Genomic DNA, 15308 nt, shown 5'->3' with positions numbered 1-15308 from the left:
GAACCGGGCCGCGCCTCCATTCCCGTACACCTCAATGGGTGTTCTGAGCCAACCGCAAAAGATGATCGGCCAGCGCCTGCCCCCCGGCAGGCTCCCGGCTGATCAGCAGCAACGTGTCGTCCCCGGCGATCGTGCCGAGAATGTCCTGCAGCTCGGCCTGGTCGATGGCCGAGGCAAGGAACTGCGCCGCCCCCGGAGGGGTACGCAGCACCACGAGGTTCGCGGAAGCCTCCGCGGAGATCAGCAACTCCGCGGACAGCCTCCGCATCCGCTCCTCCTTCGCCGACTCCCCCAGCGGCGCGCGCGGCGTACGGAAGCCGCCCTCGCTCGGTACCGCGTAGATGAGGTCGCCGTCGTTGTTGCGGATCTTCACCGCGTTCAGCTCGTCCAGATCCCGGGAGAGCGTCGCCTGTGTGACGTTCAGCCCGTCGTCGGCGAGCAGCTTCGCCAACTGGCTCTGCGAACGCACCGGTTGCCGGTTGAGGATGTCCACGATCCGGCGGTGACGTGCGGTGCGGGTCTGCGGTACGGCAGGCCCTGCGTGCTCGTGGTCCTGCGCCTGACTCATCGTCGTCTCATTCCCCGGATCGTCCTTCCCCGTTGACCACGTCAAGGACACCAGGCAAAGCCTGGAGAAACGCGTCCACTTCGTCATCGCCGAGGTTCAGCGGCGGCATCAGCCGTACGACATCGGGGGCGGGCGCGTTGACCAGGAGACCGGCGTCCTGAGCCGCCTGTTGCACCTGCGGTGCGAGCGGCTCGGTGAGCACGATACCCAGGAGCAGGCCCGCACCCCGGACATGGTCGATCAACGGATTCCCGAGTGACTCGATTCCGTCCCGCAGTTTCTCGCTCGTGCGCTTCACGTTGTCGAGGAGTCCCTCGGACGCGATCGTGTCGAGTACGGCGAGTCCGGCGGCGCAGACGACCGGGTTGCCGCCGAAGGTCGTGCCGTGGTGGCCCGGCTTCAGCAGCTCGGCGGCCCGGCCGAAGGCGACGGTCGCGCCGAGCGGCAGGCCGCCGCCGAGGCCCTTCGCCAGCGTGACGACGTCGGGCAGGACGCCCTCGTGCGCCTGGTACTCGAACCAGTGTCCGGTCCGGCCGATTCCGGTCTGCACCTCGTCCAGGACGAGGAGCGCGCCGGTCGCGGCGGTGATCGCGCGGGCGGCCTTCAGATAGCCGACCGGGGGCACGACCACGCCGTTCTCGCCCTGCACCGGCTCGATGATCACCAGTGCGGTGTCCTCGGTGACCGCTGCGGCGAGGGCCTGCGGGTCGCCGTACGGGACATGGGTGACGTCACCGGGCAGCGGCAGGAACGGGTCCCGCTTGCCGGGCTGGCCGGTGAGCGCGAGAGCGCCCATGGTCCGGCCGTGGAAACCGCCGTGGGTCGCCACCATGTGCTTACGGCCGGTCAGCCGTCCGATCTTGAAGGCGCCCTCGACGGCCTCGGCGCCCGAGTTGCAGAAGTACACCCGGCCGTCCCGCCCGAAAAGCTGGAGCAGCCGTTCGGCGAGCGCGACGGGCGGCTCGGCGACGAACAGGTTGGAGACATGGCCGAGCGAGCCGATCTGCTTGCTGACCGCCTCGACGATCGCCGGGTGGGCGTGGCCGAGCGCGTTGACCGCGATGCCGCCGACGAAGTCGAGGTACTCCTTGCCGTCGGCGTCCCACAGCCGGGTGCCCTCGCCGCGCACGAGGGGCAGCCGCGGGGTGCCGTAGTTGTCCATCAGCGAGCCCTGCCAGCGTTCAGTGAGCTCTGCGTTGGTCGCGGTCCCGGTCACGCGTCCCCCTCGGTCGTCTCGTCCGGCACGACCATCGTGCCGATCCCCTCGTCGGTGAAGATCTCCAGCAGGATCGAGTGCTGGACCCTGCCGTCGATGACCCGGGCCGTGGTGACACCGTTGCGTACGGCGTGCAGGCAGCCCTCCATCTTCGGCACCATGCCGCTGGCCAGGTCGGGCAGCAGCTTCTCCAGCTGGGTGGCGGTGAGGCGGCTGATCACCTCGTCGCTGTTGGGCCAGTCCTCGTAGAGTCCCTCGACGTCGGTGAGGACCATCAGGGTTTCGGCACCCAGCGCCGCAGCGAGTGCCGCAGCCGCCGTATCAGCATTGACGTTGTAGACATGTCCGTCGTCCTGGGAGCGGGCGATCGAGGAGACGACCGGGATACGGCCGTCGGAGAGCAGCGCCTCGATGGCACCTGTGTCGATCGCGGTGATCTCGCCGACCCGGCCGATGTCGACCAACTCGCCGTCGATCTCGGGCAGATGCTTGGTGGCCGTGATGGTGTGCGCGTCCTCGCCGGTCATGCCGACGGCGAGCGGCCCGTGCTGGTTCAGCAGCCCGACCAGCTCACGCTGCACCTGTCCCGCCAGCACCATGCGTACGACGTCCATGGCGTCCTCGGTCGTGACCCGCAGGCCCGCCTTGAACTCGCTCACGATGCCGTGCTTGTCGAGGGCGGCGCTGATCTGCGGGCCGCCGCCGTGCACGACCACGGGCTTGAGGCCGGCGTGGTGCAGGAAGACGATGTCCTGTGCGAAGGCGGCCTTCAGGTCCTCGTCGATCATGGCGTTGCCGCCGAACTTGACGACGACGGTCTTGCCGCGGTGCCGGGTCAGCCAGGGCAGCGCCTCGATGAGGATCTGGGCCTTGGGAAGTGCGGTGTGTTTCCGCGTCATATTGCTCATGAGCTGTAGGCGCTGTTCTCGTGGACGTAGTCCGCGGTGAGGTCGTTGGTCCAGATCGTGGCGGTCTCGTCGCCGGCGGCGAGGTCGGCGACGATGTGCACCTCGCGGTAACGCATGTCGACGAGGTCGCGATCCTCGCCCACGCCACCGTTCTTGCAGACCCAGACGCCGTTGATGGCAACGTTGAGCTGGTCGGGCTCGAAGGCGGCTTTCGTGGTGCCGATCGCCGAGAGCACGCGGCCCCAGTTGGGGTCCTCGCCGTGGATAGCGCACTTGAGGAGGTTGTTGCGGGCGATGGAGCGGCCCACCTCGACGGCGTCGTCCTCGGTCGCGGCGTTCACGACCTCGACCTTGATGTCCTTGCTCGCACCCTCGGCGTCCCGGATGAGCTGCTGGCCGAGGTCGTCGCAGACCTTCCGGACGGCCTCCGCGAACTCGCCCTGTTCCGGGGTGACTTCGGACGCCCCGGAGGCGAGCAGCAGCACGGTGTCGTTGGTCGACATGCAGCCGTCGGAGTCGACGCGGTCAAAGGTGGTGCGGGTGGCGGCGCGCAGGGCCTGGTCCAGTACGTCGCTCTCGACGTCGGCGTCCGTCGTCAGGACCACGAGCATGGTGGCGAGGCCGGGCGCGAGCATGCCGGCACCCTTGGCCATCCCGCCGACGGTCCAGCCGTCGCCGGTGACCAAGGAGGTCTTGTGGACGCTGTCGGTGGTCTTGATGGCGATGGCGGCTTTCTCGCCGCCGTGCGGGCCGAGTTGGGCGACGGCCTTGTCGACGCCCCGCAGCAGCTTGTCCATCGGCAGGAGCAGACCGATCAAGCCGGTGGAACACACGGCGATCATCCCCGGGGCGTGGCCGCCGGTTTCGTCGAGCCCAGCGCTGTTGAGGGACTCGGCCACCTTCTCCGCCGTGGCGTGGGTGTCCTGGAAGCCCTGCGGGCCCGTACAGGCGTTGGCTCCACCGGAGTTGAGTACGACGGCGGTCAACTGCCCGCTCTTCAGTACCTGTTCGGACCACAGCACCGGCGCGGCCTTCACCCGGTTGGAGGTGAAGACGCCCGCGGCGGCCAGACGGGGCCCGTTGTTGACCACGAGGGCCAGGTCCGGGTTTCCGCTCTCCTTGATGCCTGCTGCGATGCCGGAGGCGGTGAAGCCCTTGGCAGCGGTGACACTCACGGTGCGACTCCGATCGTGGAAAGACCCAGATCCTCGGGAAGCCCGAGGGCGATGTTCATGCTCTGGACGGCACCGCCCGCGGTGCCCTTGGTCAGGTTGTCGATGGCGCTGATCGCGATGATGCGGTGCGCGGCGGCGTCGAGGGCGACCTGTACCTGAACGGCGTTGGAACCGTGGACAGACGCCGTCGCGGGCCACTGCCCCTCCGGCAGCAGGTGCACGAACGGCTCGTCCGCGTACGCCTTCTCGTATACGGCCCGTACGGACTCCGCGGTGACGCCGGCCTTGGCCTTGGCGCTGCACGTGGCGAGGATGCCGCGCGGCATCGGGGCGAGGGTCGGCGTGAAGGAGACGGTGACGGGCTCACCCGCGGCGGCGCCGAGGTTCTGGATGATCTCGGGGGTGTGCCGGTGACCGCCGCCGACGCCGTACGGGGTCATGGAGCCCATCACCTCGCTGCCGAGGAGGTGCGCCTTGGGCGCCTTGCCGGCGCCCGAGGTCCCGGAGGCGGCGACGATCACGGCCTCGTTCTCCGCGAGGCCGGCCGCATACGCCGGGAAGAGCGCCAGGGAGGCGGCCGTCGGGTAGCAACCGGGCACCGCGATGCGCTTGGACCCCTCCAGCGCGGCGCGGGCACCCGGCAGCTCAGGGAGGCCGTACGGCCAGGTCCCGGCGTGCGCGGAGCCGTAGAACCTCTCCCAGTCGGCCGGGTCCTTCAGCCGGAAGTCGGCGCCCATGTCCACAACGAGGACTTCCGGGCCGAGCCGCTCGGCGACAGCGGCGGACTGCCCGTGCGGCAGCGCGAGGAACACGATGTCGTGGCCGGCGAGCACTTCGGCGGTCGTCTCCTCAAGGACACGACCGGCGAGCGGCAGCAGATGCGGCTGGAGCGCGCCCAGGCGCTGGCCCGCGTTGGAGTTGCCGGTCAGAGCACCGATCTCGACCTCGGGGTGCACCAGGAGCAGCCGCAGCAGTTCCCCGCCCGCATACCCACTCGCTCCCGCCACCGCCGCACGTACCGCCATGGAACCCTCCTCCTCGATGGCATGACTATACGTTTCGATGCACGTTTATGCAATCGGCTCTATGGCTTCGCCATTTCGACATGAAGCACCCAGGCCCTAAACCGGGGAGTGGCCCGGACCGGACCGATCGTCCCATTCGGATCAGACTGCCGGGAAGGCCGATCCGCCTTCCTAGGGGCGCGACACCTAGGAAGGCGGGGCCTTCCTAGGCGCTCGCGCGGGGCCGAAGCTGCTCTGGGCAGGCCACCGGCCCGCCCGCCCCAAGCAGAGGAGATGGCACAGCATGACCATGTTGAGCACGTACTTCACGCTCGGCCGCACCGGGCTGAGGGTGAGCCCCCTGGCCCTGGGCACGATGACTTTCGACGACGGCAGCTGGGGTTCGGCACAGGAGACGTCCTTCTCCATCGTCGACCGCTACCTGGAGGAGGGCGGCAACTTCATCGACACCGCCAACCAGTACAACGGCGGGGCGTCGGAGACCACCCTCGGCGCGTACTTCGCACAGCGCCCCGGCGTCCGCGACCGCATCGTGCTCGCGACGAAGTTCGGCGGCACCCTGCACCCCGATGACCCGAACGCCGGCGGCGCCGGACGCAAAGCCGTCCTCGCGCAGCTGGACGCTTCCCTGCGGCGGTTGAACACCGACTACATCGACGTGTACTGGATGCACCAATGGGACCGGCACACCCCTCTGGAGGAGACCCTCTCCACACTCAACGACCTCGTCCGTGCAGGCAGGATCCGCAGTATCGGTCTGTCCAACACCCCCGCCTGGTGGGTTGCCCAGGCCGCGACGACCGCGCAGCTGCGTGGCTGGGAAAACATCGCGGCCGTCCAGGTGGAGTACTCGCTGCTCGCACGGACCGCCGAGGGCGAACAGTTCGGCGCCGCCCGCGCCTTCGGCCTGGGCGTCACGCCCTGGAGCCCGCTGGCCTCCGGGGTCCTTTCGGGCAAGTACTCCCGTACCAGTGGGCCGCACACCGACTCCGGGCGAACCGGATACACCGCGCCCCTCCTGACGGAGAACACCTACGTCCTTCTGGACGCCCTGGAGCGCATCGCCCGGGACCTCGACACCACCGTCGCCCGGGCATCCCTGGCCTGGGTGCGCCAGCAGCGGCCCGTCACCTCCGTGCTCGTCGGGGCCCGCACTCTCGCGCAGCTGGAGGACAACCTCGCCTCAGCGGAAGTAACCCTGGACGAGGCCCACCTCGCCGAGCTCGACGACCTCACCGCCCCGTCCCTCAACTATCCCCATCCCTTCACGGACGAGGTCGGCATCGGCTACCAGCAAGGCGACACCATCATCAACGGAGTCACCTCTTCGGCTTTCAAGCGGTCCTGACTTCGGGGGTACGGGCCCGACGCTCCCCGCGCTGACCGTTGATGTGCGCTGGCTGGGCGCACCTCAGGTGCCGCCTCGCTGGTGCCGGTAACTGCAGGCACGGGCACGCCAGTTGATATGGGAAGCTGTCGTCAGCCGCTCGCGGGCAAGGGGACCGCGGCGGGCGTCGAGAGGAGCGCAGGGTGAGGCAGGACGGCTTCCGTGCCGAGGAGACAGAGATAGACACCAGTAGGCCGCATCCTGCGCGGATCTACGACTATCTGCTGGGCGGCAAGGACAACTACGAGGTGGACCAACGGGCCGCCGACGAACTCGTCGCCGCGGCACCCGAGGCGCGGATCGGCGTACGGGCCAACCGCGCCTTCCTACAGCGCGCGGTCCGTTTCGTCGTCAGCAGTGGTGTCCGCCAGATCCTCGACATCGGCACCGGGCTGCCCACCCCGCCGAACGTGCACGAGACGGCCCGGGAGGTGGCCCCGGACGTGCGCGTCGCGTACGTGGACAACGATCCGATAGTGAAGGCGCACGCCGACGCTCTGCTCGGCCGCGAGGGCGGCACCAGCGTCGTACTCAGCGACCTGCGCGACCCACGGGCCATCGTGGACCACCCCGACGTCCGCCGGGTCATCGACTTCGACGAGCCGGTCGCCCTGGTCCTCGTCGCCATCCTCCACTTCCTCACCGACGCGGAGAAGCCCGGTCAGATCGTCGCCACCCTGCGCGACGCGCTGCCGGCCGGCAGCTTTTTGGTGCTCTCGCACGCCACGGGCGACTTCGCCGACCGCGCCGCCGCCCGAGCCGTCTACAACAGGGCCACCGCCACACTGAACCTGCGCTCCCACGCCGAGGTCGAGCGGTTCTTCGACGGCTTCGAACTGATCGAGCCCGGCCTGGCCCAGGCCCCCTTCTGGCGCCCCGACACCGAGCCGCCGGCCCGCTCCGCCGAGATCGGCTTCTACGGCGGCGTGGCTCGCAAGACCGGCTGAACCACCCGGTCCGCAGGGCCTGTGACATCTCACCCTCGGTCTGTCGGTGCCTCAACCACCGTCGGTCTCATGACAATTTCTGACGATGCCCTTCTGGCGGAGCAGATTGCCTACTACCGGGCCCGCGCCTTCGAGTACGACCGGGTCTACGCCGAGCGCGCGGGCCTGCGGGAGCTGATGTCCGAGTTCGACGGTCTCCCCATCGCCGGGGACGTGCTGGAGCTGGCCTGCGGTACGGGTCAGTGGACCGGCGCGCCGGCCGCGCGGGCGCGCTCGGTGACCGCCGTCGACTCGGCGCCGGAGGTGCTGGGCATCGCGCGTGAGCGTGCCGGGTCACCGAACGTGGAGTTCGTCCGGGCCGATGTGTTCGCGCGGCGGCCGGAGCTCCGCCGCGACACCGTGTTCTTCGCCTTCTGGCTCTCCCATGTCCCGGCGTCCCGCCTCGGGGAGTTCTGGGAGACGGTCGCCGCCGCGCTCGCCCCGCACGGCAGAGCCGTCTTCGTCGCCGAGGGCGCCGAGCACGCCCTGGAGGGCGTCACCTCGGAGGTGCGCAGCCTCGACGACGGCCGGGGGTACCGGATCGTGAAGATCTACCACGAGCCCTCGGCTCTCACCGGCGAGCTCGCAGCGCTGGGCTGGTCCGCCGATGTCGGGCAGCTCGGTGACTTCATCGTCGGTGTGGCCGAGCCCCCGACGCCACGCTGAGCGGGATCAGGAACGCGCACCCCGGGACTGAGCGGCTTCGTCGGCCTTCTTGTCCTTGATGCGCTCCGCTTCCTTGCGGACCTCGGCCTGGGTGGAGCGCTCGCGCAGCAGCCATTCGGGGCCGTCCGTCTTCAGCGCCTCGATCTGCTCCGTGGTGAGGGCCTCGGTGACCCCGCCGCGCGCGAGCCCGGCGATGGAGACGCCCAGCTTGGCGGCGACGACCGGGCGGGGGTGCGGGCCGTTGTTCCGCAGTTCGAGCAGCCACTGGGGCGGTTCGGCCTGCAGCGCTACCAGCTCGGCACGCGAGACGACACCCTCCTGGAACTCGGCGGGGGTGGCCTCGAGGTACACACCCAGCTTCTTCGCCGCGGTCGCGGGCTTCATCGTCTGGGTGTTCTGCTGCGGCGTCATGGTGTCAAGGGTAACGAGCGTATGGACCGGCTCCGACCAGCACGCCCGCGTGCGCCCCCTGGGGCGGTGCCGCCTGCCACAGGGGACGCACCGCAGTGCCCTGCCCCCGGGACACGGCCGGTAACCTGGCGAAGTGACTGGCACCGAAGCATCCCCGTCGTTCAGGCTCGCGTACGTCCCGGGGGTGACGCCCGCGAAATGGGTGCGGATCTGGAACGAGCGACTGCCCGACGTACCCCTGACGCTCGTCGCGGTGTCCGCCGCGGAGGCGTTCGACGTTCTGCGGGACGGTGGCGCCGACGCCGGTTTCGTACGGTTGCCGGTCGACCGTACGGACCTCAGCGCGATCCCGCTCTACACCGAGACCACGGTGGTCCTGGTCCCCAAGGACCACGTCGTGACAGCGGTGGACGAGGTGTCCACGGACGATCTCGCCGACGACATCGTGCTGCATCCCCTCGACGACACCCTCGGCTGGGAGCGGCTGCCCGGGCAGCCGGCGATCGAGCGCCCCGCCACGACGGAGGACGCCGTCGAACTGGTGGCGGCCGGCATCGGGGTCCTGGTCCTCCCCCAGTCGCTGGCCCGCCTGCACCACCGCAAGGACCTCGCCTACCGCCCCGTCACGGACGCCCCCGAGTCGCGCGTCGCCCTCTCGTGGCCGGAGGAGAAGACCACCGACCTGGTGGAGAACTTCATCGGGATCGTCCGCGGGCGCACGGTCAACAGCACCCGCGGACGTACCCCCACATCCCCTGCGTCCACCCCGGCCGACGCGAAGGCCAAGCCCAAGCGCCCCGACACCGGCGGCGGCGCACGGCGAAAGCCCGCCGCCGGCAAGGCGACAGGCAAGTCGTCGGGCAAGAGCCCCCGGAGCGGCGGCTCCGGAGGCACCAGGGGCGGCAAGCGCGGAAAGCCCCGCGGCCGTTCCTAGAGCCCGGAAAGGACGGAAAGCGGAACAGACGGAGACAGGCGGGTATAGGCGGGGATAGGCGGGGATAGGCGGGGATAGGCGGGGATAGGCGGGACAGGATGGGCGAGTTCTGGCCAGTGGACGACGTGCTGGCGTACCTGGCAGGGAGCTGGCGGGTGGAACGCACGGTGCGGGATCTGGCGAGCGGCTCCGAAGGGCACTTCACGGGGACGGCGGTTTTCGGACCGCTGGAGAGCACCGGTTTCGGACCACTGGACGACACCGGTTCCAGACCGCAGGAGGCCGTCGGTTTCGGGCCGCTGGAGGACGCCGGCCTCGGACCGCTGGAGGCCGCCGGTCTTCTGCACCACGAGTCCGGCACCTTCGTATGGCAGGGCACGCCCCGGCCGGCCGAGCGGACACTGCGGTTCCTGCCGGGGCAAGGCCCAAGCACCGCGGACGTACGGTTCTCCGACGGCCGCCCCTTCCACGACCTGGACCTGACCTCGGGGCGGTACGTCGCCGACCACCCCTGCTCGGCGGACCTCTACCGGGGCGAGTTCACCGTCCGCGACGAGCACCACTGGCGGACCGTGTGGCGCGTGGCGGGCCCCGCGAAGGACCTCGTACTCACGACGGACTACACACGCGACGAGGCGTGCCGCACGCGCCAGGACACCGACTACAGGCGCGAAGACTGAGAGACCGCCCCTTCGAAGCGCAGGTTCCAGCGCCCCGCGCTGCCCGTGACGGTGATCGTCGACAGGGGACGGACGTCCACGTTCCAGTACGTCGAGGGCGACGCCTTCAGGGCGTAGACGACGGCGGCGCGGACCACGGACGGTTCGGCCACGGCGACGATACGGCCGCCGTCGTCGGCGGGCCGGGTGTCGAGCCAGTGGCCGACGCGGGCGATGAACGACAGCAGCGACTCACCGCCGTGGGGCGTGGAGCGCGGGTCGGCGAGCCAGCCGTCGACGGCCTCGGGCTCGCGGGCCATCGCCTCGCCGAGCGTGAGACCCCGCCACCGGCCCATGTCGCAGTCGCGCAGGGCGAGCTGGACGAGCGGCGCGTAGCCGAGTGCGTCCCCGGTGGCCCGACTGCGCGGCGTCGGCGCGCAGTAGCGCAGCTCGGCCACGGCCAGCGGCACCAACTCTTGGGCGGCACGCTGCACCTCCGCCCAGCCCGCCTGGTCCAGCGGCCGGTCGTCCTCGAAGCGTTCCGCGAGCAGCGAGGAGCTGCGCGCAGCGGCGACGAACGTGACCCGAACATGCATGCCGAGATCGTGGAACGCGGAACTCCGCAGGTCAAGAGGGGTTACGCAGGGTACTTCTGCCGCACCTCTCCGAACTGGGCTTATGAGGGCCGAAACGGCTGTGACCTGCTAGGACGGGTTGCAGAGGCGAGCGGAGGCAGTCAGAGGAAAACGCGCTGCCCACCAGCCCCCGCCGCCCTACGCCACCGTCGCCAAGCTCACCGACGCCGTACGCGCCGCCGCCGACCGGGTCCGCGTAACGGTCACCTCGGACGCGGTCGGGGAACGCGAACTCGCCTGGGGCGAACAGCTCGACGTCCGCGAGATCGCCGCCTTCGGCACCGACGCCGAATTCACCGACCAGGCCGTGGCCGCCTACGTCGCCAAGTACGCCACCAAGTCCGCCGACGCCTCCGGCACCCTCGACCGCGCCCTGTTCTGCCGCCCCTGCCAGGGACGCGGCGCCACCCTCCTGCCCCACGGCACCCCGCTCCCGTGCACCGCCTGCGACGGCACCGGGCAGGCCCGGCCGCTGACCCGGCTCGCCATCGCCCGGCACGTGCGGCAGATGATCCGCACCTGCTGGGACCTGGGCCGCCTGCCGGAATTCACCGGACTCAAGCTCTGGAAGTGGGCGCACATGCTCGGCTTCCGCGGCCACTTCTCCACCAAGTCCCGCTGCTATTCAGTCACCCTAGGCGCGCTGCGCGACGCCCGCCGCGCCTGGCGCACCGAGCAGGCCCGTGCCCACGCCGGCCTTTCCGACCTTGACCCGACGACCACCCTCGTCATCGGCCACTTGACCTACCAAGGCTCGGGCTACAGCCCCGGCGCTGGACTCCTCGCTGCCGCCACCTGGCACCGCAGGGAACTGGAACGGCAGTTCGCGGCGGAAGGCGGCTGCTGATGCCCGTCCACCAGCCCACCGCGCTCAACCACGGGCCAGGCGGGACGCAGGAACTGCTGACGGTCCCCCAAGTCATGGCCTGCCTCCAGCTCGGCCGCTCAGCCGTCTACGACCTGCTCCGTACCCAGCAACTCGCCTCGATCACTCTCGGCCGCGCCCGCCGCATCCCCACCAGCGCCCTTGCCGACTTCATCCGCGCCCGACTCGACCAGGAAGCCGCCTGATGACCACGCCCCGCGACACCGCCTCCCGCCGCGTCCGCGCCAACGGCGACGGGACCGTCTACCAGCGCAAAGACGGACGCTGGGAAGCCGCCGGCTACGGCCTCGCCCCCGGCAACACCCGCAAGCGCGTTCGCGTCTACGGCACTACCCGCAAGGAAGCCTTGGCCAAGCTCACCGAGAAGATCGCCACCAGCAACCGCGGCGTCCCCGTGCCGTCCGCGCAGGGCAGCGTCAGCGCCTACCTGACGTACTGGCTGGAGAACGTCGCCGTCCACCAGCTCCGCGAGAACACCCACACCCGATACACCACCTGCGTCCACCAACACCTCATCCCCGGCCTGGGCAAGAAGAAGCTCGCCAAGCTCACCGCCAAAGACGTCCGCACCTGGCTCAACCAGCTCCGCACCACCTGCCAGTGCTGCGCACGCGGCATCGACACCCGCCGCGATCAATCCCGTTGCTGCGCTTCGGGAACCTGCTGCTCCAAGCGGCTCTCCCCGCTGACGCTGGCGTACATCCACTACGTCCTCAAGTCCGCCCTGGAGCACGCCGTCCGCGAAGAGGAGATCACCCGTAACGTCGCCCGCAACGTCCGCACCGGCACACCACGCCCCCGTCGGTTCGAACCGCTCACGGCAGTTGAAGCCCGCCGGCTCCTCACCGCCGCGCGCGGACACCGGCTGCATGCCCTGTTCGAACTCGCACTCCACACCGGACTCCGCAAGGGCGAACTCCTCGGCCTCCATTGGGAAGACCTCGACCTCGACGCTGGCACGGCTGCCATCCGCCGCACATTGCAGCGCACCAACGCAGGCGGGCTCACTGCGTTGCCCACAAAGACTCGGGCCTCCGAGCGCCGCATCGCCCTCCCCGCTCGCTGCCTCCCGTCGCTGAGACTCCACCACGAGGCGCAGCAGCGCGAGCGTGACACCGCAAGCACCGAGTGGCAGCACAGCGGGTACGTGTTCACCACCCCGCAGGGAAGCGCGATCGACCCGACAACCCTCACCCGAACCTTCACCTTGCTGCTCCGCAAGGCCGGTGTCCGCCGCATCCGCTTCCATGACCTGCGGCACTCAACCGCCACCCTCCTCCTGGAACAGGGTGTCGAGCTCGTCGTGATCAAGGAACTCCTCGGACACGCCCACATCGGCGTCACCGCTACCGTCTACACCCACGTCCGACTCCGCCTCCAGCGCAAGGCCATCGACTCCCTCGGCACCGCACTCGATGTCCCGGCGAACAACACCTCGCTCAGTCCCTGTGGCAACGAATCGTGTTCCACCACCACTCTCGTCCGCTGACGTTGCCGTCAACTACTGCCGTCAAGCTCCCCTGGAGCCCCACCAATCACAACCTGCAAGGCCTCAGGTTTGCTGTCACAACTTTACGAAGCTGATGCAGCCTACGCGCGGGAGACCTCACGCCTCATCCGCCTGCTCTTCGGCAATGCGGCAAGCCGCGTCATCCGCAACTTCGCTCCACACGATCAACCCCTCGGATTCGAATTCTTCCAGGAGGGCCTGCCGAATTTCGTCCACCGGGCGCCCCTTGTGGGTCCCGCGGACCTTCCCAAAGGCGCGTTCAAATTTACGCAAATGCTCTTGAACGCGAGGAATGTCCTTGTCGTACTCTGCGGGATCGACCATGCGAACGTCACCACCTATCACTTTCAGAGCCACACGGCACTCATAGGTTCCTGCGATAGACCTGCTGCAGGTGCGGCAGCGCTCCTGGGCCGAAGATGTGCTCAACCCTCCCGCTCACCTCGTCAGTGACCCGTGTAGTTATATGACCTTCTGCCGTCAATCGATCGTACGTGCACTTACACATACGGAAGATGAGAATGGCTGGGCGATCTCCGGAAGCGGTGCGACTTCCACCGAATGTCGCAGCAGCGCTGAGAGTGTCCGAATCTCCGGGACTCACCCGATACGTAAACAGGTTCCCTGGCTGCCCAAGAGATCCGGCACTCGAATTCGCGCGAGCCGCATCACCACTGAGCCCATTCGCCTCGATGTTGTCGGCATGGGTCGAGCTCGTTCCATGCACGAAGTCCATCGACTCATTGCAGTTGTGAACGAGTACGGGTGTGGCCCCTGCCAGCACATAGTACGTGTGCTACGCAGACCCTCCCTATCTGCGTTTTCGCAGATCAACGGCGGTTTCGTGCTTCGCTGGCGTCCGTGGCTGTGCCCTGACGTCCGCGCTTGTTGCCGTCAGCGCTGCCGTCAGAGATATACACCGCTGGTCGGCCTACGGCAGGAGTGTCAGCGCGGGAACATGGGCGGGCTTGACGACGCTGAAGTGCCGTCGGTCGAGGGTGGCTACCCGGTCCACGTCGAAGCGTTCGGCTACCGCGATGACCGAGGCGTCGACCCCGCCGAGCGGGAAGTCGGCGTACTGGAGGACCAGCTCAGCCACGCGCGTCAGGTCGGTGGGAGTGAGGTGGACCAGCTCGAATGTTCCGCGTGCGACCTCGTTGAGGAACGCCGCTTCGACCTTGGGCCAGCGCTCCAGCAGCCAGCAGACCTCGGTCATGACCGGGCTGGGCAGCAGACGGCGGCCGGTCAGCGACGCCAGCAGGGAGGCGCACTCCGGGTGACGCCGGTCGGCCGCGTTGAACGCCGCAGCCAGGGGTCCGGTGTCCAGGACCGTGGCGATCACGCCGAGTCGCCGAAGCGCTCGCGCATCCGCTCGCGGATGTAGTCGTCGTGCCGTTCAGCCAGATCCTCTGGGCCATTCACGCTGCCGATCAGGGCCAGCAGCCCGGCCGGGACCGACTCCCCGCCCTCGTTCGCGTCGACTGCCGGCAGCGACTGGGCAACCTGGGACAGTTCCTCATCCTGGGTGACGAGCAGGCGCAGGCGTCGCACCTGGGTCGGGGTGAGCCGGTCCACCAGGTGGTGCATGTCCTCGTAGTCGTATGCAGCGGTCACGCCAGCAGTGTAGGACGGCCCTGCGGCCTTGGACAGCTGGATCGGCAGAGGTTCACCCCCGCTGGCGGGCTGACAGTCGCCCGAGGATTGCCAGGAACTTGGCCGTTGTCCCCGCGTGCGTCCCGTTCTGGCACTTCCCCCGGCCGCCCGTTCGCCGGGGAGGGCGATCCTCGGGCGTCGGGGCGATGCTGGTGCCCCCACCAGTGCGGCAGCGCGGCTGGGTGGGGAAGGGGCCGCCGATGGGTGGGGAGGGGTCCGCCGAGAGGGTGGGCCGCTGAGGGTATCGCTCCCCCGCTGGAGGCGGTGCCGGCCACCGCCCTCGGTGAGCCTGCGTGACGCACGTGAAGGGTCGGCCCCCTGGCTGGCCCTGTGCCTGCGATCCGGCCGTAGGACGGTCGTTGGCGACAACTTGCTCTGCCAGGAGCCCGACTCCGGTCAGCCCGACAAGCTGGCTGGTTACCGCTCCCGCAGCCCTGGGTCATGCCCCGGCTGCCGGTGCGGCTCGCCGCCTGCAGCGGCGCTGACCTTCCGGGCGAACGGCGGGCTTGTCGGCGACGGCGGCCAGGCCCTGGCGGGCGGGGCCCGCCTTGAACCTCGTAGAGAAAATCTGAACGCACCGCCCTTACCAGCCCTTGTCCGGTCCCGGTAGATGCTTGACACTTCGATCCCAGCTGATGGCTGACGGTGGCCGTGATCGGCTTTGCTGTGCGCGTCGTTGTGGCGCGTGT

The 15308-nt window shown here is 69.4% G+C and carries 17 protein-coding genes and 1 pseudogene; 8 read left to right on the top strand and 10 right to left on the bottom strand.

The genetic code is table 11. From position 1 onward, the window contains the following. Positions 1-31: 31 nt before the first annotated feature. The 5 genes from AB0N66_RS23015 to argC are packed head-to-tail and all read right to left on the bottom strand — an operon-like array spanning position 32 to position 4892. Positions 32-568 (bottom strand): arginine repressor, encoded by a 537-nt coding sequence (locus AB0N66_RS23015; RefSeq protein ID WP_266467304.1) that lies wholly within the window; start codon positions 566-568, stop codon positions 32-34. Between the two features lie 7 nt (positions 569-575). Next, the gene (locus tag AB0N66_RS23010) at positions 576-1784 is read right to left on the bottom strand and encodes an acetylornithine transaminase (protein WP_365438175.1); all 1209 of its coding nucleotides are present in this window, start codon (positions 1782-1784) and stop codon (positions 576-578) included. Continuing rightward, positions 1781-2692, bottom strand: coding sequence for an acetylglutamate kinase (gene argB / locus AB0N66_RS23005; protein ID WP_365438172.1), 912 nt, complete (start codon positions 2690-2692; stop codon positions 1781-1783). The genes AB0N66_RS23010 and argB overlap by 4 nt, the downstream gene beginning before the upstream one ends. After that, positions 2689-3867, bottom strand: coding sequence for a bifunctional glutamate N-acetyltransferase/amino-acid acetyltransferase ArgJ (argJ, locus tag AB0N66_RS23000; protein WP_365438169.1), 1179 nt, complete (start codon positions 3865-3867; stop codon positions 2689-2691). The genes argB and argJ overlap by 4 nt, the downstream gene beginning before the upstream one ends. Then, complete coding sequence (gene argC / locus AB0N66_RS22995; RefSeq protein WP_365438166.1) at positions 3864-4892, bottom strand: N-acetyl-gamma-glutamyl-phosphate reductase; 1029 nt, start codon at positions 4890-4892, stop codon at positions 3864-3866. The genes argJ and argC overlap by 4 nt, the downstream gene beginning before the upstream one ends. Before the next feature lie 283 nt (positions 4893-5175). Here argC and AB0N66_RS22990 point away from each other — a divergent pair, with 283 nt between their 5' ends. The 3 genes from AB0N66_RS22990 to AB0N66_RS22980 all read left to right on the top strand — a co-directional run bounded on the left by AB0N66_RS22990 (position 5176) and on the right by AB0N66_RS22980 (position 7931). Beyond that, positions 5176-6240: an aldo/keto reductase gene (locus AB0N66_RS22990; protein ID WP_365438163.1), complete on the top strand. Its 1065-nt coding sequence runs from the start codon at positions 5176-5178 to the stop codon at positions 6238-6240. Between the two features lie 182 nt (positions 6241-6422). Beyond that, the gene (locus AB0N66_RS22985) at positions 6423-7226 is read left to right on the top strand and encodes an SAM-dependent methyltransferase (protein WP_365438160.1); all 804 of its coding nucleotides are present in this window, start codon (positions 6423-6425) and stop codon (positions 7224-7226) included. 69 nt (positions 7227-7295) lie between these two features. Further along, complete coding sequence (locus tag AB0N66_RS22980) at positions 7296-7931, top strand: class I SAM-dependent methyltransferase (RefSeq protein WP_365438157.1); 636 nt, start codon at positions 7296-7298, stop codon at positions 7929-7931. A 6-nt stretch (positions 7932-7937) separates the two neighbouring features. Here AB0N66_RS22980 and AB0N66_RS22975 read toward each other — a convergent pair whose 3' ends face one another. Next, positions 7938-8342 carry a DUF5997 family protein gene (locus tag AB0N66_RS22975; protein WP_365438154.1) on the bottom strand — a complete coding sequence of 135 codons (405 nt, stop codon included), beginning with the start codon at positions 8340-8342 and terminating at the stop codon, positions 7938-7940. Positions 8343-8475: 133 nt separating this feature from the next. Here AB0N66_RS22975 and AB0N66_RS22970 point away from each other — a divergent pair, with 133 nt between their 5' ends. Beyond that, complete coding sequence (locus AB0N66_RS22970) at positions 8476-9276, top strand: LysR family substrate-binding domain-containing protein (RefSeq protein ID WP_365438151.1); 801 nt, start codon at positions 8476-8478, stop codon at positions 9274-9276. Positions 9277-9374: 98 nt separating this feature from the next. Then, on the top strand, positions 9375-9956 hold the full coding sequence (locus AB0N66_RS22965) for a DUF6314 family protein (RefSeq protein WP_365438148.1): 582 nt from the start codon (positions 9375-9377) through the stop codon (positions 9954-9956). Here the strand turns inward: AB0N66_RS22965 and AB0N66_RS22960 are convergent. Then, the gene (locus AB0N66_RS22960; protein ID WP_365438145.1) at positions 9938-10531 is read right to left on the bottom strand and encodes a histidine phosphatase family protein; all 594 of its coding nucleotides are present in this window, start codon (positions 10529-10531) and stop codon (positions 9938-9940) included. The genes AB0N66_RS22965 and AB0N66_RS22960 overlap by 19 nt on opposite strands. A 163-nt stretch (positions 10532-10694) precedes the next feature. Here AB0N66_RS22960 and AB0N66_RS22955 point away from each other — a divergent pair. The 3 genes and pseudogenes from AB0N66_RS22955 to AB0N66_RS22945 form a co-directional block, all read left to right on the top strand. Continuing rightward, positions 10695-11417: pseudogene (locus tag AB0N66_RS22955) on the top strand (replication initiator); the annotation flags it as partial. Then, entirely contained in the window at positions 11417-11641 is a 225-nt protein-coding gene (locus tag AB0N66_RS22950) for a helix-turn-helix domain-containing protein (protein WP_365438142.1), read from the top strand. The pseudogene AB0N66_RS22955 and the gene AB0N66_RS22950, both read left to right, overlap by 1 nt. Next, on the top strand, positions 11641-12945 hold the full coding sequence (locus tag AB0N66_RS22945) for a site-specific integrase (RefSeq protein ID WP_365438139.1): 1305 nt from the start codon (positions 11641-11643) through the stop codon (positions 12943-12945). The genes AB0N66_RS22950 and AB0N66_RS22945 overlap by 1 nt, the downstream gene beginning before the upstream one ends. A gap of 117 nt (positions 12946-13062) precedes the next feature. Here the strand turns inward: AB0N66_RS22945 and AB0N66_RS22940 are convergent, their stop codons facing one another. The 3 genes from AB0N66_RS22940 to AB0N66_RS22930 form a co-directional block, all read right to left on the bottom strand. Next, on the bottom strand, positions 13063-13290 hold the full coding sequence (locus AB0N66_RS22940) for a hypothetical protein (protein WP_365438136.1): 228 nt from the start codon (positions 13288-13290) through the stop codon (positions 13063-13065). A gap of 607 nt (positions 13291-13897) precedes the next feature. Beyond that, positions 13898-14308, bottom strand: coding sequence for a PIN domain-containing protein (locus AB0N66_RS22935; RefSeq protein WP_365438134.1), 411 nt, complete (start codon positions 14306-14308; stop codon positions 13898-13900). Further along, on the bottom strand, positions 14305-14580 hold the full coding sequence (locus tag AB0N66_RS22930; RefSeq protein ID WP_365438131.1) for a hypothetical protein: 276 nt from the start codon (positions 14578-14580) through the stop codon (positions 14305-14307). The genes AB0N66_RS22935 and AB0N66_RS22930 overlap by 4 nt, the downstream gene beginning before the upstream one ends. Positions 14581-15308 lie beyond the last annotated feature (728 nt).

The organism is Streptomyces sp. NPDC093544, assembly GCF_040683495.1.
Taxonomy (GTDB): Bacteria; Actinomycetota; Actinomycetes; order Streptomycetales; family Streptomycetaceae; genus Streptomyces.
The sequence above is the reverse complement of the archived record's forward strand: the minus strand, read 5'-3'. Positions and strand labels throughout refer to the sequence as shown.